This is a genomic window from Streptomyces amakusaensis (genome assembly GCF_039532665.1).
GTDB classification, from domain to species: Bacteria; Actinomycetota; Actinomycetes; order Streptomycetales; family Streptomycetaceae; genus Streptomyces; species Streptomyces amakusaensis.
On the sequence record NZ_BAAASB010000018.1, the window covers coordinates 74,671 to 100,219 of the forward strand.

Sequence of the window (25,549 nt, forward strand, 5' to 3'; positions counted from 1 at the left end):
TCAGACCCTCGTTCCCGAGGCGACGACGAACAGCATGTGGTCGGTGATCCGGCCGTCGGCCTCGGCCACCGAGTGCCGTGCGCGGAACGCGGGCGACGCCCTTCCGTAGCGGTCCCGGATGGCCTCCCGCGCGTCCTCGCCGATCGCGCCGTTGTCCGACCACACGTCCACGTCCTCCACCGACACGTACCGCTGCGACCGCACCGGGTCGCACCCCGCGCCGGCGAGCAGGGCCTCGACGTCGCCGGGCCGGAAGAAGTGCCGCCGGGCCGGGTTGCGCAGCCGCAGGATCTCGAAGTACTCGTCGCGGTCGTCGTCCCCGTAGGCGCACAGATGGGTCAGTACGATCCGCCCGCCCGGCCGGGTGACCCGCACCATCTCCCGCACCGCCTCCGGCAGCGTCATGAACTGGATCCCCTGACGGCACACCACGATGTCGAACGTGCCGTCGGCGAACGGCAGCTTCTCCGCCGGGGCGATCACCAGTTCGTCGAGCATGTCGCGGGCCTGCTCGGCCATCTCCGGTGTGATGTCCACGCCGACCAGCCGCCGCACCCGCCCGGCGAACAGCCTCGACACCAGTCCGGTGCCGCAGGCCACGTCCAGGACCGCGTCGTCCGGCCGGGGCGCGGCCGTGGACAGCATCAGCTCGCCGAGCGCGTTGTCGGTGCACCACGAACTGGACCGGTCGTAGGTGCTCGCGCGGTCCGCGAAGTGCGTGCGGACGCTTCCCGTCTCGTTCATCTGCTCTCTCCTGCCGGATTCAGGGTGCGGCCCGGCGTCGCGCGGCGGCGCAGCCGGCGGACGGTGGCGTCGCGCCGCCAGCGCCGGAAGTGATTGCGGTCGGTGCACAGGGATCGCGCCTCCACCGCCAGCCGGACCGCGAGCCCGCGCAGCGCGACGCCGAGCGGCCCGGGAGCCGGTTCGTCCAGCGAGGCCTTGTCGAACGGGTAGTGAAGGCTCTCCATCGCCCGCGCGGTCACGCTCTCCACCTGCCGCCGCTCCCGGTCGGACAGCCCCCGCCGATGCGCGCCGATCCGGGCCGTGGTGATCGGGTCGCCCGCCGTGCGCCAGGAGGCCGACAGCGACGCGGTCACCCGGGCGTTGCGACCGAGGTGGTGCGCCAGCATCGCGGGCTCGACCGTCTCACCGATGAAGTCGCAGATCGCCCGGATCTCCCGGTCGGGCGCGGACACCAGGTCCTCGTACCGCACCAGATGCACCACTGTCGGCCCCCACCGCTCCAGGGCCGCGCGGGCGAGCCGCTGTTCGGCCGCCCACCGCAGCGCCATCCGGTACGGGTGGCAGTGGCCGAACACGGCCCGCTTCGCCGACGCGGCCACATCGCGGGGATCGCGCACCAGCCACAGGAACCGCGCGTCCGGGAGTTCGGCGAGCACCTCGTCGACGTGCTCGACCATGAAGGTGCTCTTGCACCCCCACCGGGCCGCGCCCTCCGCGACGCGGTACTGGTCGTAGATCGCCGACACCACCCCGAACAGCGACGGGCCGGGGGCCTCGGTCACCGCGGCCCGGTCGATCACATGCGGCCACGGGTGGATGTGGTGGCGCAGCAACCGCAGCGCGTCGCCCGCCATCGCGTCGACGTCTCCGTGGTACGGGATGCCGGACAGGTACCGCATGAAGTGCGGCGGGTGCGGGACCGCGATCCGCGAGTGCGCGTCGAGCACCAGCCGCAGCAGGTTCGACCCGGAGCGCTCTGTCCCGATGATCAGGATCGGGCCGTCCTGAGTGGACACCGGTCAGGCCTCGACCGCGAGCTTCTTCGCGCCGCAGTCCATCAGGGTGCTCCCGACCTTGGCCACCTCGGCGTCGGCCACCTTGTCCAGTGTGTACCGTTCGGAACCGGGAACCAGGGGCGCGGCGGCGGAACTCCACTTCGCGCGCCAGCCGGTCCCGGAGTACGACGTCGACCGCTCGGTACCGTCGGCCGGCTGCGGGTGGAAGTACTGGAAGTGCTCCGGCCAGTGTTTGAAGTCCATCACCGGGCCGGGCTGATAGGCGTCGTACACCCGCTTGTACGCGTCCCGGCAGACCTGCTCGGGCAGCCCGCTCACGTTCAGGAACTCGTCCTCGTGCAGCGCCTGTTCGACCGACAGCCAGTTCAGATGGTCGATCTCGGTGCGGATCATCTTGTTCTGCACCGCGTCCCGGTACACCGTGGTGCCGGGCATGGCCGACAGGTACTTCACCCGGGTCACATGGTTGTACTGCTCGGCGAACTGCACCATGTGCGAGAGGGACTCCTCGGTCTCGTTCGGCAGACCGACGATGAGCAGCGAGCCGAACCGCACGCCGCCGTCGAACGTGGTGCGCATCGCGCGGACCGTCAGGTTCTCGCTGCTGCCCTTGCGGGCCTCGCGCAGGACCTCGGAGCCCAGCGACTCGACGCCGTACAGGATGATGTCCGCACCCGCGTCCCGCATCGCGTTGATGCGCGGTACGTCCATGTCGGCGCAGCGGGTCAGACAGGTCCACCGCAGATCGTGCTGGGAGATCACGTCGCACATCTCGATGGTCTGGCCGCGGTGCGAGCTGAAGGTGAGGTCGACGAAGAAGCAGAAGTCCACGCCGTACTGGGTTTTCAGCCAGTCGAGGTCGCGGTCCATTTTCTCCGGCGACTTCGCCCGCACCTGCGGGGTGGTGCGATAGCAGAACGAGCAGTCCATCTTGCAGCCGCGGCTGTAGGAGGAGATCACCTGCGGCTGCATGCCGAGCGGCGACCGCGACTGGGGCCACAGGTCGAGCCGCATTCTGGGCAGCGCGTCGAGGTCCATCATCTGGCCGCGCGGTGGAGTGCGGCGCGCGTTTCCCTTTTCGTCCCGGTAGCAGATGCCCTTGATGGTCGGGAGATCCTGCTTCCACGAGCCGCGGGCGTAACTCTCCATCAGTTCCAGGATGGTGATTTCACCCTCGCTGATCACCGCGATGTCGCAGTCGGTGTCCGACATGAATATCGCCGGAACGGAAGTGACCAGCGAGCCGCCGCAGATGATCGGTATGTCCGGGTGCGCATCGCGGACCATCGCCATCAGCTCGCGGCAGAACGGGAAGTTGTCCTCGAACGTGCAGATACCGAGCACGTCGGTGCCTTCGTTGATCTGCTTGTACGCCGCCTGCAGCGGGTTCGGGGTGTAGCGGACGTCGACGATGCGCACCGGGTACCCGGCGTTGTGCAGCACGGTCGAGATGTATGTCGCGCCCTCGTAGGGTGAGGTGAGGAAGAACTCCCAGCCGCGCGGCATGGTGAACGGCGAGGGCCCGACGATGAGGGTGAACCTCGGCAGCGAGGGATCGACCGGCACCGGTTCGGAGTCCTGGTTGCGCATTTGATCGATGTAGCGCTGATCGACGGTGCCGTTCGCATCGGCATACAGCTCAAGGGCCAGGGATAACTTGCGCGCCATGTGAATTCTCCCTTGCGTCACGGTCGTGGACGCTCCGCCAGGTAACTGTATTGGCGGGATGTGCTGTTCGGCACTGGTGTTCATGCCCCGCTGTTGGTCGTTGTCGTACGCGGGGAGCCCGTTGCTAGCCTTCGGTGCCGCTGGCGTCGACAGAGGAATACAGAGGGAATCCCGGTGACCACACAGCCGAACATCCTGTTCATCTCCCTGGACACCGTGCGCGCCGACGTCGCCTATTCGGGGAAGTACCCGGGCGTGGAGCGGCTGCGTGCGAGCGGGGTCAGCTTCACGCAGGCGATCTCGTCGTGCCCCCTGACGCCGGTCAGCCACGCCACGGTGTTCACCGGGCTCCAGCCACCCCGCCACGGCGTCAGACACCTGTTCCGCGAAGCGCTCGACAAGCGGGTGCCGACACTGGCGGAGCGCCTCTCGGCGGCCGGGTACACGACCGGCGCGGTGGTGTCCTGCCCCGGCCTGAACCAGTGGTACGGAATCGACCGCGGGTTCGACTTCTACGACGACGAGATCCCGCTGCTGCCGGACGGCCGGGACCCGCTGTCGGTCGGCGACGTGAAGCTGCGCGGGCTGGCGCTCAAGCGCGCGCCGGTGGTGGTCGAACGCGCCACCCGCTGGCTTCAGTCGCTCGACGGCGACGGCCCGTTCTTCCTCTTCGCGCACTTCTTCGACGCGCACTGGCCGTACGAGCCGCCGGAGGACGTCGGCGTCGAGGTGGCGAACCCGTACGAGGGCGAGATCGCCTACACCGACCACTACGTCCAGCTCCTGCTGCGCCGCATCGCCGAGATGGGCCACGACATCGAATCGATGCTGGTGGTGTGCTTCTCCGATCACGGCGAGGACCTGGCCGGGTGGTACCCCAACGACCACGCCGGCGACCTCGGCCACCCGTACGAGGAGGGCCACGGCTGTCTGCTGTTCGACGCGACCCAGCATGTGCCGCTGATCATCAGCGGTCCCGGGGTGCCGGCGGGGATGAGCGTGGACAGCCAGGTGCGGCTGGTCGACATCATGCCGACGGTGCTCGACCAGCTCGGGCTGGACCCGCTGTCCTCGGACGGCGCCTCGCTGACCGAGTTCTTCGCGGGCGGCACCGGGGCGTCCCGCGAGGCGTACTCGGAGACCTACTTCCCGCAGGAGCGGGCCGCCGCCTCGGACGACTACCCGGATCTGAAGGCGCTGCACGCGGTGCGGGCGGACGGCCGGAAGGTGATCTGGGAGGCGGACGGGCGGCAGGTGTGGGCCTACGACCTCGCCGCCGATCCCCACGAGCTCGGAGGGCGGCTTCTCGTGTCCGATGAGGACGCGTGACGCAGGCAGTGGCCTCGTCGCCCCGTTCGGTCCGCCGGGTGCTGATCGCGAGCACGATCGGCACCGCCATCGAGTGGTACGACTTCTATCTGTACGCGACGGCGTCCGCGCTGGTGTTCGGCCCGCTGTTCTTCCCCGGATCGTCGACGGCCGGCGGTGTGCTCGCGTCGTTCGCCACCTACGCCGCCGGGTTCGTCGCGCGCCCGCTGGGCGGCCTGCTCTTCGGCCACTTCGGCGACCGGGTGGGCCGCAAGGCGATGATGGTGTGGACGTTGCTCATCATGGGCGTCGCCACGTTCGGCATCGGCCTGCTGCCCACCTATGAAACGGCCGGAGTCCTCGCGCCGGTCCTGTTGGTGACGTTGCGCGTCGCGCAGGGCATCGGCATCGGCGGCGAATGGGGCAGCGCGGTGCTGCTCAGCACCGAACACGGACCGCCCGGACGCCGGGGCTTTCTCAGCAGCTGGCCCGCGATGGGCTTCGCGGTGGCGCTGTTCGGCAGCAATCTGACCTTCGTGCTGATCTCCAAGCTGCCCGAGGAGGACTTTCTGACCTGGGGGTGGCGGCTGCCGTTCCTGGCGTCGAGCGTCCTGGTCGGCATCGGCATCTGGGTGCGGCTGGGGATCGAGGAGACACCGGAGTTCGTGCGCGGCCGGGCAGAGAACCGCGCCGCCCGAGTGCCGGTGCTCATGGTGCTGCGGCGGTGGCCGCGCCGCGTGGTGATCGGCATTCTCGCCTCGCTCGGCACCGGGTCGGTGATCGCGATGTTCACCGTGTTCCTGGTGGCGCACGCGGCGAAGGCCGGGCCGGAGGTGCGGTCGACCGTGCTGACCGGGCTGATGATCGCGGCCCTGGGAGAGTGCGTGACACTGCCGGTGTTCGGGGCGCTGTCCGATCGGTTCGGCCGCCGGCGGGTCATGATCTTCGGCTACACGGTCGCGGTGGTGGCGATGGTCCCGGCGGGCGCCTGGCTGTCCTCGGGTGATCCGACGCTGGTCGCCCTGGTGTTCATCCTCGCGCTGACCGTCGCGCACGGCGCGATCTACGGTGCCCTGGCGGCGTTCCTGGTGGATCTGTTCCCGACCATGGTGCGGTTCTCCGCGATCGCCGTGACCTACCAGGTGGGCGTCACGATCTCCAGCTTCCTGCCGCTGATCGCGGTCGCGGTCACCGGTGGCTCCTCGGCGCTGTTTCCGGTGATCGCGCTGTTCGCGGTGGTCCAGCTGGCGGCGGCGATCGCCGTGGCGTGCGCGCCGGACTCACGCGCTGACGCGGTCCTGGCCGCGGACCTGGCAGGCGAGCGCCGACCAGTCGGCCGCGCAGTCCGTGGCGAGGTCGGCGACCACCGGTGACCAGCGCTGGGGGACGGCGGCGGCGAGGCGGTCCCACTGCGCGGCGTCGAGGGTGTTGGCGTCGAGCAGCCGCAGGAGCGCGCGGCCGATCTCGGAGAGCCGCAACGACGGATCGGTGCGCAGCGAGAGCAGGAACCGGTCCCGTTCGGCGCGAGGCGTGCGGTTGGCGCCGCTGTCGCCGCCGGTGCCGCTGCCCGGTGCGTTGTTTTCCGCGCGGTGTCCGGCGGAAAGGCGATGCCGCGACGGAATAGGATCCTCGCCGCGGCGCATTCTTTCCCGGACATCCCGGGCGGTGCCGACCGATATTCCGGCGATTCGGGCGATCTCCCGCAGCGAAAGATCTGGGTTGTTCAAAATCGCCCGACTCGCAATCGTGCGTCCGTGGGAGGCGTCGAGCGGCCGTACTTTCCCGTCGCGGCCGAGGCGGGCGTGCAACTGAGTAATTTCCCCGGTTGCACACTGTCGGATCGCGGCCACCGTCTTGTTGGACAACCCGGCTGTCGATGCGATCAGACGGTCCGACAAGTGCGGATGCGACGAGAGGATCCGCGCGGCGGCGGCGGTGCGGTCGGCCAGCGTCAGCGGCAGGCCCTGGGCCACGTTGGCGCTCACGGCCAGCATGAACGCGTCCTCCTCGGTGCCGTCGACGAACCGAACGCCGATGGTGGCGTCCCCCCGCAGCTTGGCCGCGCGCAGGCGGTGCACCCCGTCGATCACCTGCATGGTCGGCCGGTGCACGAGGATCGGCGGGAGGTCGTCCGAGCACTGCGCGAGCGCGCTGACGTGGTCGGGACTGGAGCCGGCGACCCGCAGAAGACGCGTTTCGGTCAGCTGGTCCACCGGCACGAACGTCGGTGGCGTGTCCATTGATCGCGTACACGGAGATGTCTCGCGCATCCGAACTCCTCCAGATGGGCCAACCTATTTCGGGCACGACGTGGCCGTGCTCGGCAGCGCTAAATGATCAGGTATCGGGAAGCGGCTATAAGATACTGGCCAGGTTGTTGTGCCGAACAGAGTGGCGACACAAAACCTCCATGAGCAAGTTCTCATAATTTCCATTGAGGTCGGTGCATCGGGCGAGCGCCGGGGCAAGAACCTCGTCCACCTCGTTGACACCAATCCGCGTCATGGGACAGAGTTCCCCTCGTTCCCCTAATGGATTTCCGTGGGTCACGGAGTGTGAAAACGCAGTGGACGCGCGATTGAATAAGGTGAATCCCTTACCGCCCGAGACGATGGTGGGGATGTTCCGGCGCCAGGTCGCCCGGGACCCGGAGTCGATCGCGGTGGTCGCCGCCGACGGCACGCTCTCCTACGGCGGGCTCGACGCCCGCGCCTCCGCGGTGGCGGGCGGACTGCGGGACCGCGGGGTCGGGCCGGACGACATCGTCGCCGTCGCGATCCCGCGCGGCACGGACATGGTGGTGGCCGTCGTCGCCGTACTCGCCGCGGGAGCCGCGTATCTGCCGGTCGACCCCGCCCAGCCGCCGGACCGGGTGGCCGCCCTGCTCGCCGACGCCCGTCCCGCGCTGGTGCTGACGCCGGGGGAACTGCGGGCGCTGGAGGCCGCGGCGGTGTCCGCCGCCCCGGCGGCGGATCCCGATCCGGCGTGCGCCGCCTACGTCATCTACACCTCCGGCTCGACCGGAAAACCCAAGGGCGTGGTCGTTCCCCATGCGGGGATCGCTCACCTCGTCGCGGCGCAGCGGGAACGCTTCGACGCCCGACCGGGTGCCCGGGTGCTCCAGTACGCCTCGGTCGGCTTCGACGTGGCCGTCGCCGATCTGTGCATGGCGCTGCTCACTGGGGCCACGCTCGTTCTCGCGCCGCCCGAGGGCCTTCCGCCCGGTGAACCGTTCGCCCGGTTCGTCGCCGAGCACGGCGTCACCCATGTGTGCATGCCGCCGAGCGCGCTCGCCGCCCAGCCGGACATGGCGCTGCCTTCGGTCGTCTGCCTGATCGTCGCGGGGGAGGCGCCGGCCCCGGACCTCGTCGCCCGATGGTCCGCCGGCCGCCGGATGATCAATGCCTACGGCCCGACCGAGACCACCGCGTGCGCCACCATGAGCGCGCCGCTCACCGGCGGCCCGGTGGTGCCGATCGGGGCGGCGATCCCCGGCACCGAACTGCGGGTGCTGGACGAGAAGTGCGCCCCGGCCGCCGAGGGCGAGCTGTACATCGGAGGTGCCGGGGTCGCGCGCGGCTATCTGGGCCGCCCCGGGCCGACCGCGCAGCGGTTCGTCGCCGACCCGTGGGGTCCGCCCGGGTCCCGCATGTTCCGCACCGGCGACCTGGTCCGTGTGCTGCCGGACGGTGATCTGCTGTTCCTCGGCCGGGCCGACGATCAGGTGAAGATCCGCGGCCACCGGGTCGAACCGGCGGAGGTGGAGGCCGCGCTCGGCGCTCACCCGGCGGTGGCGCGGGCGGCGGTCGTGGCCCACTCCGGACCGCTCGGCGCGTACCTGGTGGGCTATGTGGTGCCGCGCGGGGCGAGCGTGCCGGACCTGCGCGCGCACCTCGCCGGGCGGCTGCCGGCCCACCTCGTCCCGGACATGATCGAGGTGGTCGGGCACTTCCCGTTGACCCCCAGCGGAAAACTGGACCGGGCCGCGTTCGCCGAGCCCGCGCCGCGGGCGTCGGGCGCGCTCGCCGACGACCTCGCCCTGTTGTTCGCCGAGGTGCTGTCGGTGGACTCGGTCGAACCGGACGACGACTTCTTCGCCCTCGGCGGCACCTCGCTCATGGCCACCGCGCTGGTCAGCCGGATCCGGGTCGAACTGGCCGTCGACGCGTCCGTGGCCACCGTGTTCGACGCCTCCACACCCGCCGATCTCGCCAAAGTCCTGTCCGCGGCGGACCCGATTGCCCCGGTGGCCCCGGCTGACCCGATGGCCTCGGTGGACTCCGCCGGGGGCCGGACATGAACGTCGTCATCGTCGGGGCGGGCATGGCCGGAACCATGCTGGCGATCCGGCTGGCCCGCCGCGGCCACCGGGTGGACGTGGTGGAGCGGCGCGGCGACCCGCGCGGCACGGACGGCCCGGACGCCGCGTCGATCAGCGTCGGGCTGTCCGAACGCGGGCGGGCGGCGTTGCGCGACATCGGCCTCCTCGAAAAGGCCCTGGCCAAAGCGGTTCCCATGCGCGGGCGGATCGTCCACCACGGCGGCCGGGTCGCCTACCAGCCCTACGGCGCGGACGACACCGAGGTACTGCACTCGGTCCGCCGCCACGACCTCAACATCGCCCTGCTCGACGCCGCCGAATCGGTTCCCCGGGTGCGGCTGTGGTTCGGGCACCGCGTCACCGGCCTGGCCGGAACCGAGGTGCGGACCCCGGCCCGGACGTTCCCGGCGGATCTCGTCGTGGGCGCGGACGGCGCGTACTCGACCGTGCGCACGCACCTGCACCGCCGGGTGCACGCCGAGTTCCACCAGACGCATCTGGACTGGGGCTACCGGGAGTTCACCATCCCGGCCGTCGACCGGCCGGAGGCGTTGCACGTGTGGCCGAGCGGCCGGGGACTGGTGGTGGCGCACCCCAACCCGGACGGAACACTGACCGGCACCGTGTTCCTGCCGTTCGACGGCGACACCGGGTTCTCGGGGCTGCGCGACCCGGCGCGGGCCGGGGCTTTCCTGGCCGAGGAGTTCGGCGACCTGACCGATCTGGTGCCGGACCTGGTCACGCAGTTCCTCGCACACGAGCCGGGCAGCCTGGTGTCGGTGCGCACCGCGCCGTGGCAGCACGACCGTGTCGTCCTCGTCGGCGACGCCGCGCACGCCGTGTTCCCGTTCTACGGCCAGGGGATGAACGCCGCGTTCGAGGACTGCGCGGTGCTCGACGCGTGTCTCGCCGAGCACGCCCTGGACGAAGCGCTCGCCGCGTTCGAGGCCCGCCGCCGCCCGCACACCGATGTGCTCGCCGAGTTGTCCGCGCGCAACTTCGTGGAGCTGCGCGACCGGGTGCGGTCGCCGGTGTTCCTGGCCCGCAAGCGGATCGACTTCGCGCTCGGCCGCCTGCTGCCGGGGTGGCGGACGCTGTACGCGATGATCAGCCACAGCAGCCTCCCGTACGGCGACGCGCTCGCCCGGGCCCGCCGCCAGGACCGCCTCCTCGGCGGACTCGCCGGGCTCGGCGGAGTCGCGCTGCTCGCTGCGGCGCGGCGGAAGCGGAGCGGTAGATGCTGAGCCATCCGGCGGGTGACGTCGCGCTGTTTGAACCGGATCACCCGGACCTGCCCGCCGCCGCCGAGGTGGTGCTGGCGTGGGCGCGGTCCTATCTGTGCCGGCCGCACCCCGATCTGGGGCGGGGCGGCGACGTCTGCCCGTACACGGCGCTCTCGCTGGAACGGGGCGGGCTCTTCCTCGCCGTACACCCCGGGCGGCCGGATCTGCGGGCGGTGATGACCGCTTACCGCGACTGGTTCCCCGACCTGCCGCCGCGTGAGGGGCCGCAGGCCCGATACCGGACGGTCCTGGTGGTGCTGCCGGACGTCCCGCCCGGGGAGATCGACCGCACACAGCGGGAGCTGAAGCCCGGATTCGTGGAACGCGGCCTGATGATAGGTGAGTTCCACCCGGGACCGCCGTCCGCGCCCGGCCTGTGGAACGCGGACTTCCGGCCGATGCGCAGCCCGCTGCCCCTGCTGGCGGTGCGGCACATGGTGGCCGCCGACACGCCGTTCCTGCGGGACGACCCGGAGTATCTGGCGGCCTACCGGAGCCGGTTCGGAGATCGGGGAGCGCACCGATGACGGCCCCGCTCCCGCCCGGGGCCCGGCGCCTGTGGTTCCTGGAGGCCTTCGCCGACGGCGCACCCCTGCACAACAACCCCGCGGTGTTCCGGTTGGCCGGCCCCGTGTCGGTGGACGCGCTCCGGCGCGCGGCGGATCTGGTGGTGGCCCGGCACCCGGTGCTGCGAACCACCTTCGACGAGGTCGACGGCGAGCCGGTCGGACGGGTGGGGCCGGTGGGCACCGCGGATGTCGTGGTGCGGACAGTGCCGGACACGGACGCGGACGCGGGCGCGGAGGCGTTCGCGGCGCGGGCCGCACGGGAGCCGTTCGACCTGCGCACCGGGCCGTTGTTCCGGATCCGGCTCGGCCGGATCACGCCGACCGACCACGTACTGGTGATCAACACGCATCACGCGGTCGTCGACGGTACGTCACTGTCGGTGCTGTGCGAGGAGATCAGCGCCCTGTACGCCGACCCGGCCCGGCCGCTGCCGGACCCCGGAGCACCGCCGGACGCCGTCGACCACGACCCGTCCCGCCGGGTGGCCGACCTGGACGGTGCGCCGGACCTCCTCACCCTGCCCACCGACCGGCCCCGCCCGAGGATGCGGGCCTTCCGGGGGGAGTTGCGCCGCCACGCCGTCCCCCAGGGGCTCACCGCGCGGGTCGACGCGCTCGCCCGCGCCACGCGCGCCACCCGGTTCGTCGTGCTCCAGGCCGCGTACGCCGCCACGCTGGGCACGACGGCGGGGCAGGACGACGTGGTGGTCGCCACCCTGTGGTCCGGGCGGCCGGGGCCGGAGTTCGCCAGAGTCGTCGGAATGTTCGTGAACCCGGTGCCGCTGCGGGTGGGGATCGGCGGCGACCCGACCTTCCGCGAGCTGGTGGCCAGGGCCCGCCGCGCGGTCGCGGCGGGACTGGGCGGCGCGGCGGTCCCGTTCGACCGGATCGTCGAGGCGGCCGGCGCGTCCCGCGACCCGAGCCACGCGCCGCTGTGCCAGGCGCACCTCGTGATGCAGGACCCGCCCGAGGTGGTGCTCCCCGGCGTACGGGCCGACCGGATGCCACCGGACACGGGCACGGCCGACGTCGACCTCACCCTGATGGTGGAGTCCGGCGGCGCGGAGATGGCGGTGGTCACCGAACACGACACGGACCTCTTCGACGGTGCGACGGTCGACGGTTTCGCCGGGCGGCTGCTGGCCCTGCTGGACCGTGCGTGCGCCGACCCCGACCGCCGGTTGTCGGCCTTGACGGCGGGGTCTTCGGCGGTGGCCGCCTCGGTGGCCGGGCCGGCCGGCCCGGCCGGTGCTCCGCCGCCGTCGACCGTGCTGGAGATGATCCGGTTCGACGCGGACGGCCTCGCGGTGGGGGAGTTGTCCTACGCCGAGCTGGAGCGCCGCTCGGCCGCGCTGGCCTCGGTGCTGCGGGCGAGGGGCGCCGGGCCGGAGGCGTGGGTCGCGGTGGACCTGCCGCGCGGCACGGACCTGGTGGTGGCCGTCCTCGGGATCTGGCGGGCGGGCGCGGTGTACGTGCCGGTGGAACCGCTGTGGCCCGAGCCGAGGCGGCGGGCCGTCACCGAGGCCGCCCGCGTCGTGCTGACCGGGATCCCGGACCTGCCCGAGGAGTTCGAGCGCGTCGATCCCGGAATCGCCCCCGATTCGCTGGCGTATGTGCTCCACACGTCCGGGTCGACCGGCCGCCCGAAGGCGGTGGGCGTGCCGCACCGCGCGGTGGCCGGGATGCTGGCCCGGTCGACGGCGTTGGTGGGGCTGGGCGCGGGGGACGTGGTGGCGGCCATGATCTCCCCGGCGTTCGACATCTCGGTGTGGGAACTGGTGGGGCCGCTGACGGTGGGGGCCCGGGTGGCGGCCGTACCACCGGAGATCGTTGTGGACGGCCCCGCGCTGGCCCGGCGTCTGACGGCCGAGGCGGTCACGGTCGTCCAGGTCACCCCGTCGGTGTGGGCGGTGCTGGTGGCGGCCGGGGGCGTGCCGGAGTGCGTGCGGGTCCGGGTGTCGATCGGGGAGGTGCTGACGCCGGAGCTGGCCGGGGCGCTGGCCGGGCCGCTGGGCCGGGCCGAGCTGTGGAACACGTACGGCCCGACCGAGACGACGATCTGGTCGACCGCCGAGCGGGTGCGCCGAGGCGGCCGGTTCGGCATCGGCGACCCGCTCGACGGCGTGGCCGTGCGTCTGCTGAACGCGGGCCTGCGACCGGTTGACGACGACGTGGTCGGCGAGGTGTACCTGGGCGGCTTCCCGCTGGCGCGCGGCTATCTCGGCGCGCCCGGCCGGACGGCGACGAGGTTCGTCGCCGACCCGTTCTCGCCGGTCCCCGGTGCGCGCATGTACGCGACCGGCGACCTGGCGCGGCGTCGGCCGGGCGGTGTCCTGGAGTTCGTCGGGCGGGTGGACGCGCAGCTCAAGGTGCGTGGTCACCGGGTGGAACCGGCCGAGGTGGAGGCGGCGCTGCGGGCGGACCCGGAGGTCGCCGACGCCCGCGTGGCCGGTGACGGCGACCGGCTGGTGGCCTATGTGATCCCGGCCGCCGGGGAGCCCCGCTGGCCGGGGGTGCGGGAGCGGCTGAGCCGTGTCCTTCCCGCCTACCTGGTGCCGTCGGCGATGGTGTCCGTGGACGCGTTCCCGTTGACCAGCTCCGGAAAGCTGAACGTACGCGCTCTGCCCCCGCCGGCGGAGGACGCCGTCGCCGCTGCTCCCCGCCCGGGTCTGGAGACCACGATCGCGGAGATCTTCGCGCGCCTGCTGGCCCGCCCGGTCAACCGCGACGACGATTTCTTCCTGTCCGGCGGCCATTCCCTGGCGGCGGTGAAGGCCGTCGCCAGGATCGGGGCGTCGGTCGGCGTGGAGGTGACGATCAGAACCCTGTTCGCCCATCCCACCGTCGCCGCCCTGGCCGCCGCGATCGACACGGGCCGGAGCGGTCCCGGCACTCAGGAGATCCCGGAGAACCCGGAGATCCCGGGGCCGGTGACACCGGGACGGCTGTCCGGCCCGCAGCACGGACTGTGGATCATCCACCAGGCGGGCCGGGACGACGGTGCCTACGTCGTGCACGCCGCGTTCCGGCTGGAGGGCGCGCTCGACGAGGCGGAGCTGCGCGCCAGATTCGCCCGCACCCTGGCCGCCCATCCCGTCCTGCGATCGGCGGTCGTCGTCCATGACGACACCCCGAGGCTGAGCGCGGTGCCCTACACGGACGAGTTGCCGGCGAGGGCCTGGCGCACCACCGACCTGAGCGCTCACGCGGACCCGTGGCCGGAGGCCGAACGCCTGGCCGCCCAGGACGCCGACCGCCCCTTCGACCTGACCCTGCGTCCGCTGGTGCGAGCCCATCTGATCAGAACCGCCCCCACGACCCGTCTCCTGGCGATCACCGCTCACCACATCATCTGCGACGACACATCGATATCGATCCTGCTGACGTCCCTGACCACCGCGGATCCGAGTTCCCCGCCCCTGCCCCTGTCCGGTGCCACGGACGTCCAGGGGCCGGGGGCAGGGGCGGGGACCGGCGCACCGGGACCGCCGGTCCCCGCGCCGGCGGCCGTGGGTCCACGGCGGCGAACCATCGAATTCTGGTCCGAAACACTCCGCGAGGCCCCGTCCGCCTCCGGACCCTCGCCGGACCACCCGTACGGCACGGCCCGGGCCCCCGCGCCGGGCGGGTCGCCGCGCCCGGAATCCCGCCCGGAATCCCGCCCGGGCCCGGCTCACCCCCGCCGCACGGGCGCAGCCCCCGGTGCCACCCACCGGTTCACCGTCCCGGCCGGACTCGCCCGCCGCTTCGCCTCCTGGTGCCGGGGCGAGCGGGCCACCACCTTCGCCGGTCTCCTCGCCGTCTTCGCCATCGTCTCCTCCACCCGGGACGGCGGTGACGACCTCGTCGTCGGCGCTCCGGTCAGCACCCGCCCGGCCGGGTGGGACGACGTGATCGGCATGTTCGTCACGACCCTCCCGCTCCGGCTCCGCACGAACCGCCGAGCCACCCCCCGCGACCTGCTCGCCGACGCCACCCGGGTGGTGGCCGACGCGATGGACCACGCGGACATCTCCCTGGCCGACATCCTGGCCGCGGTCCCCACCCCGCGCGAGGACCACCCGCTGTTCCGGACGATGCTGGTCCTCAACCGCGAGACGGCCCCCGTCACCTTCACCGGCCTGACCGCCACCCCGCTGCCGATCGACCGGGCCACCAGCCGTTTCGACCTCACCCTCCACCTCAGGGAACGCGAGGGCGACTGGCCCGCCCTCATCGACTACCGCACCGACCGGTACGAGGCGGACACGATCACCAGGATCGCCGACCAGGTGCTGGCGGTCATGGCGGCCGTGGCCCGCGACCCCGGTCTTCCGCTCTCCCGCCTGGACCTGTTGTCCCCGGCCGACAGCGCCGTCCACACCGCCCTCGGCACCCGGCCCGGGCCCGCCTTCCCCGACGGACCGGACACGCCGTCCACCGGCCCGGCCGTCCGCACCCGGCCGGCCGCCACGACCGTGGTGGACCTGATCGCGGCCCGCACCGCCCGGACCCCCGACGCCACCGCCGTCCTCGACCTCGCCGCCGCTCCCCTCACCTACCGCGACCTGGACCGCAGATCCTCAGCCGTCGCCCGCCACCTGCGCGAGACCGGCGTCCGGAGCGAGGACCCGGTGGCGATCGCCATCCCCTCCGGGGCCGACGCGATCATCGCGATCCTCGGTGTGCTCAAGGCAGGCGGATGCTTCGTCCCCATCGACCCCGCCCAGCCGGCCTCCCGCCGGCACGCCCTGATCGCCGCCAGTGGCGCGAGGACCGTCCTGACCCGCGAGACCCTCCCCGCCACCGGCCACCACGAACCCACGCCCATCCACCCGTCCCAGCTCGCCTACGTCGTCCACACCTCCGGCTCCACCGGCGAACCCAAGGGCGTCGAAGTACAGCACGACACCCTCCTCAACCTCACCACCGCGTTCATCGCCGAACACGGCCTCACCGCCGCGCACCGCCTCCTCATGGTCCCGCCCCCGCACTTCGACGCCGCGTTCGGCGACATCTTCCCGGTCCTCGCGGCCGGGGCCACCCTGGTCATCCACCCCGACCCGGGCGGCCTCACCGGACCGGACCTCCTCAAACTCTGCGTCGAGCACCGACTGTCCGCGGTGGACACGGCGGCTCCCCTCTGGCAGCGCTGGGTGGCCGATCTCGGCGGGGAACGCCTCCCGCTGGAGATCATGATGGTCGGAGGCGACATCGTCCCGGCGGCGGCCGTCCGCGCGTGGGCGAAGCACGGCATCCCCCTCCACAACCACTACGGCCCGACGGAAGCCACCGTCTGCGCGACCAGCCACCGCACCGTCGACGGCAGCGAGCACCCCACCCGGCTGCCGATCGGCCGCCCGCTGCCCAACGTCCGCGTCCACCTCCTGGACCGGGCACTGCGCCGGGTGCCCGTCGGCGTGGTCGGCGAGATCTACATCGGAGGGACGGCACCCGCCCGGGGGTACCGGGGCAAGCCGGCCGAGACCGCGGCGGCGTTCTTCGCCGACCCGTACGGCGACCCCGGGACCCGCATGTACCGGACCGGCGACCTCGCGAGGCTGAACCCGCACGGCACGCTCGAATTCGTCGGCCGGGCCGACGACCAGATCAAGATCCGCGGCAACCGGGTGGAGCCGGGGGAGGTGGCGGCCGTGCTCGCCGCGCACCCGGCCGTCGCGGAGGCCGTGGTGGTGGCCAGGGGCGACCGCCTCATCGGCTACGCCGGCGTCCCGGCCGGGGCCACCCCCACCCGGAACGCACCCGATCCGCGGGTCGCCGCCCCGGACGTCACCGGCCTGCGCGCCTTCTGCGCCGACCGCCTGCCCGCGCATCTCGTGCCGGACACCGTGGTCGTCCTCGACGCCCTCCCCACCACCAGCAACGGCAAGGTCGACACCGCCGCCCTCCCCGAACCCCCCATCAAGCCCACCGACCTCACAGTCCCGGCGGACCCGCCCCGGACCGCCACCGAGCGAGCCGTCGCCGCCATCTGGGCCACCGTTCTCGACCGGTCCGACGTGGACCGCACCGCGGATTTCTTCGCCATCGGCGGGCACTCGCTCATCGCCGCCCACGTCCTCGCCGCCGTCCGCGACCGCCTCGGCGTCACGGTGCCGATGCGCACACTGTTCACCTCCCCCACCGTGGCGGCGTTCGCGGCAGCCGTCGACAACGGTGCCCCGGCAGCGGACCTGCCCACGGTCGACCGGTTGCGCGCCGACGCCGTCCCCCCGCCCGGAATCCGTCCCCGCACCGTCCACCGGCCCGGCGTCCCCCCGGCCGGCACGCCGCGCCGGATCCTGCTCACCGGCGCCACCGGCTTCCTCGGCCGCCACCTCCTCGACCGGCTCCTGGCCCGGACCGACGCCCGGATCCACTGCCTCGTCCGCCAGGGCTCGATCGACCGGCTGCCGGTCACCGACCGCGTGATCCCGGTCCCCGGCGACCTGTCCGCACCCGGCCTCGGTCTGTCCACGGAGGATCACAACACCCTCAGAGCCGTGGACGCGATCTACCACAACGCCGCCGTCCCGCACTTCGCCGCGCCCTACGAAACCCTCAAACCCGCCCACGTCGACGCCACCGCCACGATCCTGCGCCTGGCCGGCGACAGCGGCGCCCCGCTGCACCTGATCTCCACCCTCGGCGTCTTCCTCGGTGACGCCCACGACGGCCGCGTCGTCACCGAGGCCGACACTCCCACCGACCCGAGCGGCCTCACCAGCGGCTACGACCTCAGCAAATGGGTGGCCGACGCCATGGCCGCCGCCGCCCGGGGCCACGGCCTGTCCGTCTCGATCCACCGCATCGCGGCCATCGTCGGCGACACCGCCACCGGTGCCGCCGACCCGCGCTCCGCGTTCAGCCGCTGGCTCACCGGATGCGTCGCCGCGGGCATCGTCCCGGACACCGCCGAGGTGCTGGACATGGTGCCCGTCGACACGGTGGCCGCGGCGATCGTCGCGCTCTCACAGACCCCGGACCAGCTCTCCCGGAACCACCACTACCACGGCGACGGCGGCCTCACCCGTGCCGCCCTCGCCGCCGCCCTCACCTCGGCCGGTCACCCGACCGAGGTGGCGCCGTACCGCCGATGGCGGGAGCGGATGCTCGCCGACCCGGCCGGGCCCTTCGCCCCGCTCGCCTTCTCCCTGCCCGAACGCCCCCGCCCGCACCCGCGGTTCGACTGCTCCCGCACCTGGGCCGCCGCGGCCGAGGCGGGGGTGGAGTTCCCCCCGGCCAACGAGCGAATGCTGCGCAGGCACCTGGACCACCTCACCGGTGCCGGCGCGCTTTCCGGAAATGGATGATCATGCCATTGCCCGAAGAATCCCTTGGTGTCCCGGCTCCGGTACTGGACCGGCTCGGCGCGGCCGGGTACCGGGCCATGATCGCCGGTGTCCGGCTCGGGGTGTTCACCGCGCTGGAACCCGGCCCGCTGCCCGTCGAGGAGCTGGCCACCACGATCGGCGGCGACCCCGCCGGGGTGCGCAGCCTGGTGAACATCCTGGTGACCTTCGGCTATCTGCGGCACGACGAGGACGGGGTCACGACCGCCGTGACGCCCGGCCCGGTGGACGCCGAACTGTTCTGGCACGAGGTCCTGTTCGAGCACTGGGCCGACATCGAGGACACCATCCGTACCGGCACACCCCGCCGCGGCTTCTACACCTGGCTGAGCGAGCGCCCCGCCAGCGGGGCCCGCCTGCGCCGGATGCTCGCCGGGGCCGCCGTGGACCTCGCCGACGACATCGCCGCCGCGCTGCCTCCCGCGGCGACCGTCCTGGACATCGGGGGCGGCCACGGCGACCACGCCCTCGAACTGTGCCGCCGTCGCCCGGACGTGCGGGTCACCGTCTTCGACCTGCCCGAGACGATCAGGGCCCTCCGCGAAGACGCCCCGCCGGACCGGGTGACGGCGCGGGCGGGCGACTACCTCACCGACGACCTGGGTTCCGGGCACGACCTGGTGCTGCTGTTCAACGTCCTGCACGGCCACCGCCCCGAGGAATGCCGCGAGCTGTTCCGGCGGGCGGCGAAATCGCTGTCCCCCACCGGCAGCATCGCCATCCTTGACCACGACCGGGAACCGCCGGCCGGGCTGGGCCCCGCCGCGACCGGATACCTCAGCATGTTCGACCTGACCCTGTGGCAGGGCCACGGCGGCGGCGTGCACCGCTACACCGACCTCGCGGCATGGCTCGGCGAGGCCGGGCTCACCGAGACACGCGTTGTGCCGCTCGCCGCGTCCCCGCTGGAGAAACTGCTGATCGCCGGCCGGCCGTCGTGACCGCCGATCCGTACCCGGGCTACGCCTGGTTGCGCGAGCACGACCCGGTCTGCCCCGTCGACGACCCGCACGTCCCGGGCCGGACATGGCTGGTGACCCGGTACGACGACGTCCGCGCCTGCCTGGCGGACCGCCGCCTGGGCAGCGGCGCCCCGGTCAACCCCGACCCGCACCCGCCCGGTCTGTCCCAGCTGGACGACCCCGAACACGCCGGGCTCCGCCGGCTCGTCGCCGCGGCGTTCACCCCCGCCGCGGTGTCCCGCCTGCGCGATCGCACCGCCCGGACCTGCGCGCACGCCGTCGGGTCGTTCGCCGGGCGGGGGCGCGCGGACCTCGTCGCCGAGTACACCCGGGAGATCCCGGTCGCCGTCGTCCACGACCTGCTCGGCGTCCCGGAAGCCGAGCGCGCGCCCGCCGCCGACGTGCTGGACATGTGGTACCGAGCGAAGTTCCAGCAGCCGCGCGACGAGGCGAAGCTGGCCGAGATGCTGGCTTACGTCCGGAGGCTGGTGGCCTACAAACGGTCGCACCCGGGGGACGACCTGCCGACGCGGCTGATCGAGTCGGGCGCGCTGACCGGGGACGAGCTGGAAGTGATGATCATGACGCTGATCGGCGCCGGTCACATCACCACGATCCAGTTCCTCGGCACCACCGTCCTGCGCCTGCTCGACCACCCCGGCCGGCGAGCCGCCCTGCTCGCCGGCGACATCGACTGGTCCCAGGCGATCAACGAGCTGCTGCGCCTGGACTCCCCGGACCATGTGGCCGAGTACCGGTACGCGGGCGAGGACATGACGATCGCGGACGCCCGCGTGGCAGCGGGCGACGTGGTGCTGCTGTCACTGGCGGCGGCGAACCGCGACCCCGACCGGTTCCCCGACCCCGACACCCTCGACCTCACCCGTGACGCCCGCCCGCACCTGGCGCTCGGCCACGGCGCGCACACCTGCCTGGGCAGCCATCTGCTGAAGCTCCAGACGGAGATCGCGATCACCACACTCTTCGGCCGCCTGCCGGACCTGACCCTGGACATCCCGAGCGGCGAGGTCGACTGGGGCTACGCCCCGACGTTCCGCGGCCCCCTGGCCCTCCCGGTCACCTTCACCCCCTCTGTGAGTCGAGCCAGGTGAGGACCTCGGGGGTGACGGGGTCGGTGATGTCCGCGAACTCCCGGTGCTTGGTGAGGAACTTGGCCACGTAGGGGCAGACGGGCACGATGCGCATCCCGGAGGCGCGGACGTCGGTCAGGGCCTGCTCGACGAGGATCGCGGCGAGTCCCCGGCCGGCGTGGGCGTCGTCGATCTCGGTGTGGAAGAAGACCCGCCGGTCTTCGCGGTCCCGGTAGGCGGTCAGGCCGGCACGGTCGTCGCCGACGAGGATCTCGTAGCGGTGGCGCGCGTCGACGCGGCGGACGACGGGGGCGGCGGCGATCTGCTCGCTCATGGCGAAAGCTCCTTTGGTCCGGTGGTCCGGGGTCAGCGCGGGGAGGGGTTCTTGCGCGGGGTGATGACGGCGTTGGGCAGAGCGGGGGCGGGCAGCCGCTCGCCCGGGTAGCCGTCGACGGTGCCGAAGCGGTCGGAGGCGCGCTCCCATTCCTCCCGTGCCTCGACGATGTCCTGGTGGCTGCGGCCGATGAAGTTCCACCACATCACGATCCGCTCCTCGAAGGGCGGTCCGCCCAGCAGGATCGTCCGGGCCGGGCGGTCGGAGCCGTTGGTGAGGGTCAGGGTGGTGCGGCCGGGGGAGGCGTAGCCGAGTTCCGCGGGGCGCAGAGGGGCTCCGTCGAGGCGGACGTCGCCCTCGTCGACGAGGAGTCCGTGTTCGAAGCCGGGGTCGACGTCGAAGGTGACGGTGGCACCGGCGTCGATCAGGACCTCCGCGCCGAGGAGCGGGGTGAAGGTGCGCACGGGGGAGGTGTCACCGGCGAGAGTGCCCAGGAAGACCCGCAGTTCCGCGCCGTCGACGCGGATCGTCCCGGGTGCGTGGTGCTGGAACTCGCGCGGCGCGTGGCGGTGTTCGTCCGGGAGGGCCACCCAGAGCTGGACGCCGTGGAGCACGGTGGTGCCGGGGGTGGAGACCTCGGTGTGGCTGATGCCGTGGCCCCCGGTCATGAGATTGATCTCGCCGGGGCGTACGCAGGCGTGTGTGCCCAGGCTGTCGCGGTGCTCGATCTCCCCGCTGAACAGCCAGCTGACGGTCTGGAGCCCGGTGTGCGGGTGGGGCGCGACGTCCATGCCCCCGGATTCGGCGACCCGGTCGGGGCCGTAGTGGTCGGCGAAGCACCAGGCCCCGATGAACGTCCGGGCCCGCTGCGGCAGGGTGCGCCGTACGGTCATCGCCCGCGGTCCGCCCAGCGGGACGTCCCGCGCGGTGAGGACCTCGACCCCGGCCTCGATCTCCGTGTGATCCATCTCCCGGCCCGCTCTCCCCTGAGTAGTTGCGAATTCAACTATTGTGGTTGATCATAGTCCCGAAGGCAACCCGGGACAACAGGCGAAGGAGCACAGGTGACCGAGACGGCACAGACCGGGGAGGACCGCCGGGCCAACGGCCGGATCTACCTCGACAAGCAGAGCCCCGCCGCGTACCAGGCGCTGGTCAAGACCGCCGAAGCCGTCCGCGCGACAGCCGCCGACGCCGGCCTGGACCGGATCCTGGTCGAGCTGGTCAACCTCCGCGTGTCCCAGCTCAACGGCTGCGCCTTCTGCCTCGACGTCCACACCCGGACCGCCCTCCGCCTCGGGGAGAGCCCCCGTCGCCTCGGCGTACTCGCCGCCTGGCGCGACACCGGCCTCTTCACCGCCCGCGAGCGAGCGTCCCTCGCCCTGGCCGAGGCCACCACCCACCCCGCCGACGCACTCGCCCAGGAGCGGGCGTACGCGGAGGCGCGGGAGGTGCTGAACGACGACGAGATGTCCGCCGTCGTCTGGGCGGCGATCACGATCAACGCCTTCAACCGGGTCTCGATCCTGAGCAAGCACCCGGTACGGGAGACTCCCGCCCGCTGACGCCTTACGGGGTGCCCCGGCCCGGACGCCGGGGCACCCCGTACCCCCCGGGGCGCGGCCGGCCGGGTCAGGGATCGTCGGCGATGAGGATCCGTGCCGTGGCCGCCGTGCCGAGGAGCCCGATTCCCGTGATCACGAAGATGCCGCCCGTCCCGATGCCGGCCGTGAAGGCGCTGAGCGCGGCGGGGACCAGGGACTGGCCGACGCGGTTGCCGCTGAGGCGCAGGGCGAGCCAGGTCGAGGTGGTGCCGGGAGGGGCGGCGGTGGTCACGATCGTCATCGACAGCGGCTGACCGATGCCGAGGGCGAAGCCGGCGACGGCGAGGAGGGCCCCCGAGACCACGACCGGCGCGGGGGCGGCGAGGGCGCCCACGGCCGCGCCGGCGACGATGGTGGAGAGGTGGGCGAGCCGGGTCCGGCCGACCCGGGCGGTCAGCCGTGCGAGGCCCAGCCGTGAGGCCATCGTCGCGGCGGCGCGCACGGCGAGCAGGACGCCGATGGTCGCCGACGGGATCTCGCGTTCCACCCCGAGGGCGGGCAGATAGACCTGGATCAGGTCGATCGCCGCGAGCACGAGCATGCTGAGCAGCATCGCCCCCGTCATGGTGCGCCGGGTCGGCCGGGGGACGCGGAGGGCGGATCGCAGGGACTGATCGGTGCCGGGGCCCCGGTCCGCCTTCCCGGCGTACGACAGCAGAGGGGTCACGGCGAGCAGCACCACGCAGGTGCCGGTGTAGATGGCGAAGAGGAGCCGGGTGTCCGGGAGCACCGCGCTCCCTCCGACGGCCGCGAGCGCCAGCGGGGCCGCCGCCTGGCCCAGGGAGGCGGCGAAGGTGTACGTGCCGAAGGCGGAGTCCAGCCTCTCCCGCCCCAGCTGGGCCACCAGCGTCTGCTGGCCCACGACGGCCAGGAGATGCCCGAGGCCGACGACGGCGTTCCATATCAGCAGGCTCGTCAGCCCCTTGGACCACAGCTGGATCCCCAGGCCCGCCCCGGCCATCAGCACACCGCCGATGACCAGGCTGGGCCCGACGTGGCCGCGGTCGTTCCAGCGCCCTATGGCCACGGCCACGACGAGCGGCAGGAGAGCGAAACTCGCCGCGATGAGCCCCACCATGCTCGGGTCGACGCCCAGCTCGATGGCGCGGTAGGCCGATGTCGGCCGGATGATGTAGGCGGCCAGCTGGAGAAGGAAGGAGTGACAGAGGAGGGCGGCGGGGGCTCTCAACGGTGCGAGGACTCCCGGACGTCGGGAACCTCGTCGTCGTGGGCGGCTGCGGGGAGGGTGGCGTTCCGTGCCGACCTGCGCAGAAGGAACCCGCCGAGCAGTACGGCGGCCAGCGTGAGGTACACGACGATGGTGAACGGCGTCGACACGAGTGTGGTGACGTCGCCGCCGGCGATGTCGAGTGCCCGGCGGAGCTGGACCTCCGAGAGGGGGCCGAGGATCGCTCCCACGATCATCGGGGAGACGGGGAAGCCGAACCGGCGCATCAGATAGCCGGCGGCGCCGAAGAAGAGCAGCACTCCCACATCGAAGGCGCTGCCGTTCACGGCGTAGGTGCCGAGGAGCGCGAAGACCATGATGCCGGCGAAGAGATAGGGCTTGGGGATCTTGAGGATCTTCACCCAGAGGCCGATGAGCGGCAGGTTCAGGCCGAGCAGGATCACGTTGGCGATGAGGAGGCTGGCTATCAGGCCCCAGACGAGCGCCGACTGGGTGTCCAGCAGCTGCGGGCCGGGCTGGATGCCGTACTGCTGGAAGGCGACGAGGATGACGGCCGCGGTGGCGGAGGTCGGGATGCCGAGGGTCAGCAGGGGGACGAGGGTGCCGGCGGCGTTGGCGTTGTTCGCCGCCTCCGGTCCGGCCACTCCTTCGATCGCACCGTGTCCGAACTCCTTCCGGCGCTTGGACAGCTTGCGCTCAAGGGTGTACGAGAGGAAGGTCGGTATCTCGGAACCTCCCGCGGGGATGACTCCGAGCGGGAAGCCGATGGACGTGCCGCGCAGCCACGGCCGCCAGGCGCGCCCCCAGTCCTCGCGGGACATCCACCGCTTGCCCTTCTTCACCGGCATGATGTCGAAGCGGCTCGTTGTCTGGTGTGCCGCCACATAGAGCACCTCGCCCATCGCGAAGAGCGCGACGATGAGCACGACCGTGTCGATGCCGTCGAGCAGGGACACCTGGCCGAAGGTCAGGCGCTGCTGACCGCTCTGGAAGTCCAGTCCGACGAGTCCGACGGTCAGGCCGAGCGCCATCGAGACGAGTCCGCGGACGGGCGAGCTGCCGACGAGCGCGCTGACGGTGAGGAACGCGACCACCATGAGCGCGAAGTAGTCCTGGGCACCCAGCTTGATGGCCACCTCGACCATCCACGGCGCGAAGAACGCCAGCAGGAGCGTGGCGATGGTGCCCGCGATGAACGAGCCGATGGCGGCGGTCGCCAGGGCGGCGGCACCGCGGCCCTTGCGCGCCATCTTGTTGCCGTCGATCGCGGTGATGACCGAACCGGACTCGCCGGGGGTCTTCAGCAGGATCGCCGTGGTCGATCCGCCGTACATGGCGCCGTAGTAGATGCCGGCGAACATGATGAACGCGGCGGCCGGCTCCAGCCCGTAGGTCATCGGCAGGAGCAGGGCGATGGTCAGCGCGGGGCCGATGCCCGGCAGAACGCCGATCAGCGTTCCGACGATGGTGCCGATCAGAGCGAAGAGCAGGTTCTCGGGGGTGACGGCGACCGAGAGTCCGTGGAGAAGTCCTTCCCAGCCCGACATCAGAGGACCCCTTCCAGAACACCGGCGGCCAGGGAGATGCCCAGGGCGTGGGTGAAGACGAGATACACCACGACGGAGAGGACGATCGCGATGACGGCAGATTTGAGATGGCTCCGGGCCCCGAGGGCCCACGCGGTGAGCCAGAACGCCAGCGCGGAGACGATGACGTATCCGAGGGTGTCGACGCCGGCGATGAAGATCAGCACGGCGCCCGTGCAGACGGCGAGGGGGACCCACCTGGTGCTGCGGACGTCGACATCGCCCTCGGCCGCGTCGGCCTCACCGCGCTTGCCTCGCGCCACTTGAATGCCGAGTGCCACGGAGAGCGCTATGAGCAGCACTCCGACCACTTTGGGCATGAAGCCCGCTCCGACGCCCGAGGCGGATGTCGAGGTCGCCTGTCCGAGGCCGTCGAGCAGCGTGACGACTCCGATGGCGAGGATTCCGGCTGTCACGCCCCATTCGCCGAGCGACACACCTCGTTGGTCGCGGGGCGGGGCCGGGGCGTGTTCCGGCGTTGTAGGGGAGGTGCTCATGGGAGGCCTTTCTCATGCCGGGGTGGTGGGCGCCCGTGCGAGGCGG

18 protein-coding genes are annotated in these 25,549 nt (G+C 72.3%); 9 read left to right on the forward strand and 9 right to left on the reverse strand.

Features of this window, described 5'->3' with window-relative positions:
- Genes ABD371_RS27735 through ABD371_RS27745 form a run of 3 tightly spaced genes read right to left on the reverse strand, consistent with a single transcriptional unit; the run spans position 1 to position 3,428 of the window.
- Positions 1 to 744 carry a class I SAM-dependent methyltransferase gene (locus tag ABD371_RS27735; protein WP_344482605.1) on the reverse strand — a complete coding sequence of 248 codons (744 nt, stop codon included), beginning with the start codon at positions 742 to 744 and terminating at the stop codon, positions 1 to 3.
- The gene (locus ABD371_RS27740; RefSeq protein WP_344482608.1) at positions 741 to 1,760 is read right to left on the reverse strand and encodes a sulfotransferase family protein; all 1,020 of its coding nucleotides are present in this window, start codon (positions 1,758 to 1,760) and stop codon (positions 741 to 743) included. Before ABD371_RS27740 ends, ABD371_RS27735 begins: the two co-directional genes overlap by 4 nt.
- Before the next feature lie 3 nt (positions 1,761 to 1,763).
- Positions 1,764 to 3,428 (reverse strand): B12-binding domain-containing radical SAM protein, encoded by a 1,665-nt coding sequence (locus ABD371_RS27745; protein ID WP_344482611.1) that lies wholly within the window; start codon positions 3,426 to 3,428, stop codon positions 1,764 to 1,766.
- A 174-nt stretch (positions 3,429 to 3,602) separates the two neighbouring features.
- Between ABD371_RS27745 and ABD371_RS27750 the strand changes: the two genes are divergently transcribed.
- Both ABD371_RS27750 and ABD371_RS27755 read left to right on the forward strand, forming a co-directional pair.
- A complete protein-coding gene (locus ABD371_RS27750) occupies positions 3,603 to 4,757 on the forward strand; it encodes a sulfatase (protein ID WP_344482614.1) in 1,155 nt (384 codons plus the stop codon).
- 8 nt (positions 4,758 to 4,765) lie between these two features.
- A complete protein-coding gene (locus ABD371_RS27755) occupies positions 4,766 to 6,109 on the forward strand; it encodes an MFS transporter (protein WP_344482758.1) in 1,344 nt (447 codons plus the stop codon).
- Here the strand turns inward: ABD371_RS27755 and ABD371_RS27760 are convergent.
- Positions 6,017 to 6,949 carry a ParB/RepB/Spo0J family partition protein gene (locus tag ABD371_RS27760; RefSeq protein ID WP_344482617.1) on the reverse strand — a complete coding sequence of 311 codons (933 nt, stop codon included), beginning with the start codon at positions 6,947 to 6,949 and terminating at the stop codon, positions 6,017 to 6,019. The genes ABD371_RS27755 and ABD371_RS27760 overlap by 93 nt on opposite strands.
- Before the next feature lie 398 nt (positions 6,950 to 7,347).
- On the opposite strand from ABD371_RS27760, the gene ABD371_RS27765 reads away from it, so the two are divergent.
- The 6 genes from ABD371_RS27765 to ABD371_RS27790 are packed head-to-tail and all read left to right on the forward strand — an operon-like array spanning position 7,348 to position 20,314.
- A complete protein-coding gene (locus ABD371_RS27765; RefSeq protein WP_344482760.1) occupies positions 7,348 to 9,036 on the forward strand; it encodes a non-ribosomal peptide synthetase in 1,689 nt (562 codons plus the stop codon).
- The gene (locus tag ABD371_RS27770; protein WP_344482620.1) at positions 9,033 to 10,301 is read left to right on the forward strand and encodes an FAD-dependent oxidoreductase; all 1,269 of its coding nucleotides are present in this window, start codon (positions 9,033 to 9,035) and stop codon (positions 10,299 to 10,301) included. The genes ABD371_RS27765 and ABD371_RS27770 overlap by 4 nt, the downstream gene beginning before the upstream one ends.
- Complete coding sequence (locus tag ABD371_RS27775; RefSeq protein WP_344482623.1) at positions 10,295 to 10,867, forward strand: DUF6875 domain-containing protein; 573 nt, start codon at positions 10,295 to 10,297, stop codon at positions 10,865 to 10,867. Before ABD371_RS27770 ends, ABD371_RS27775 begins: the two co-directional genes overlap by 7 nt.
- Entirely contained in the window at positions 10,864 to 18,201 is a 7,338-nt protein-coding gene (locus ABD371_RS27780) for a non-ribosomal peptide synthetase (RefSeq protein WP_344482626.1), read from the forward strand. The genes ABD371_RS27775 and ABD371_RS27780 overlap by 4 nt, the downstream gene beginning before the upstream one ends.
- Positions 18,202 to 18,203: 2 nt before the next feature.
- Positions 18,204 to 19,181, forward strand: coding sequence for a methyltransferase (locus ABD371_RS27785; RefSeq protein ID WP_344482629.1), 978 nt, complete (start codon positions 18,204 to 18,206; stop codon positions 19,179 to 19,181).
- Complete coding sequence (locus tag ABD371_RS27790) at positions 19,178 to 20,314, forward strand: cytochrome P450 family protein (RefSeq protein ID WP_344482632.1); 1,137 nt, start codon at positions 19,178 to 19,180, stop codon at positions 20,312 to 20,314. The genes ABD371_RS27785 and ABD371_RS27790 overlap by 4 nt, the downstream gene beginning before the upstream one ends.
- On the opposite strand, the gene ABD371_RS27795 is transcribed toward ABD371_RS27790, so the two are convergent.
- Together ABD371_RS27795 and ABD371_RS27800 are read right to left on the reverse strand one after the other, a co-directional pair.
- On the reverse strand, positions 20,286 to 20,627 hold the full coding sequence (locus tag ABD371_RS27795) for a GNAT family N-acetyltransferase (RefSeq protein ID WP_344482635.1): 342 nt from the start codon (positions 20,625 to 20,627) through the stop codon (positions 20,286 to 20,288). The genes ABD371_RS27790 and ABD371_RS27795 overlap by 29 nt on opposite strands.
- A gap of 32 nt (positions 20,628 to 20,659) precedes the next feature.
- Entirely contained in the window at positions 20,660 to 21,595 is a 936-nt protein-coding gene (locus tag ABD371_RS27800) for a pirin family protein (RefSeq protein WP_344482638.1), read from the reverse strand.
- Positions 21,596 to 21,691: 96 nt separating this feature from the next.
- Here ABD371_RS27800 and ABD371_RS27805 point away from each other — a divergent pair, with 96 nt between their 5' ends.
- Positions 21,692 to 22,192, forward strand: coding sequence for a carboxymuconolactone decarboxylase family protein (locus ABD371_RS27805; protein ID WP_344482641.1), 501 nt, complete (start codon positions 21,692 to 21,694; stop codon positions 22,190 to 22,192).
- A gap of 67 nt (positions 22,193 to 22,259) precedes the next feature.
- Here the strand turns inward: ABD371_RS27805 and ABD371_RS27810 are convergent, their stop codons facing one another.
- From ABD371_RS27810 to ABD371_RS27820, 3 genes are read right to left on the reverse strand one after another with little or no spacing between them, the layout of a single operon-like run.
- Positions 22,260 to 23,420, reverse strand: a complete 1,161-nt coding sequence (locus tag ABD371_RS27810; protein ID WP_344482644.1) for an MFS transporter — start codon at positions 23,418 to 23,420, stop codon at positions 22,260 to 22,262.
- On the reverse strand, positions 23,417 to 24,967 hold the full coding sequence (locus ABD371_RS27815) for a tripartite tricarboxylate transporter permease (RefSeq protein WP_344482647.1): 1,551 nt from the start codon (positions 24,965 to 24,967) through the stop codon (positions 23,417 to 23,419). Before ABD371_RS27815 ends, ABD371_RS27810 begins: the two co-directional genes overlap by 4 nt.
- Positions 24,967 to 25,422, reverse strand: a complete 456-nt coding sequence (locus ABD371_RS27820; RefSeq protein WP_344482650.1) for a tripartite tricarboxylate transporter TctB family protein — start codon at positions 25,420 to 25,422, stop codon at positions 24,967 to 24,969. The genes ABD371_RS27815 and ABD371_RS27820 overlap by 1 nt, the downstream gene beginning before the upstream one ends.
- Between the last annotated feature and the right edge of the window lie 127 nt (positions 25,423 to 25,549).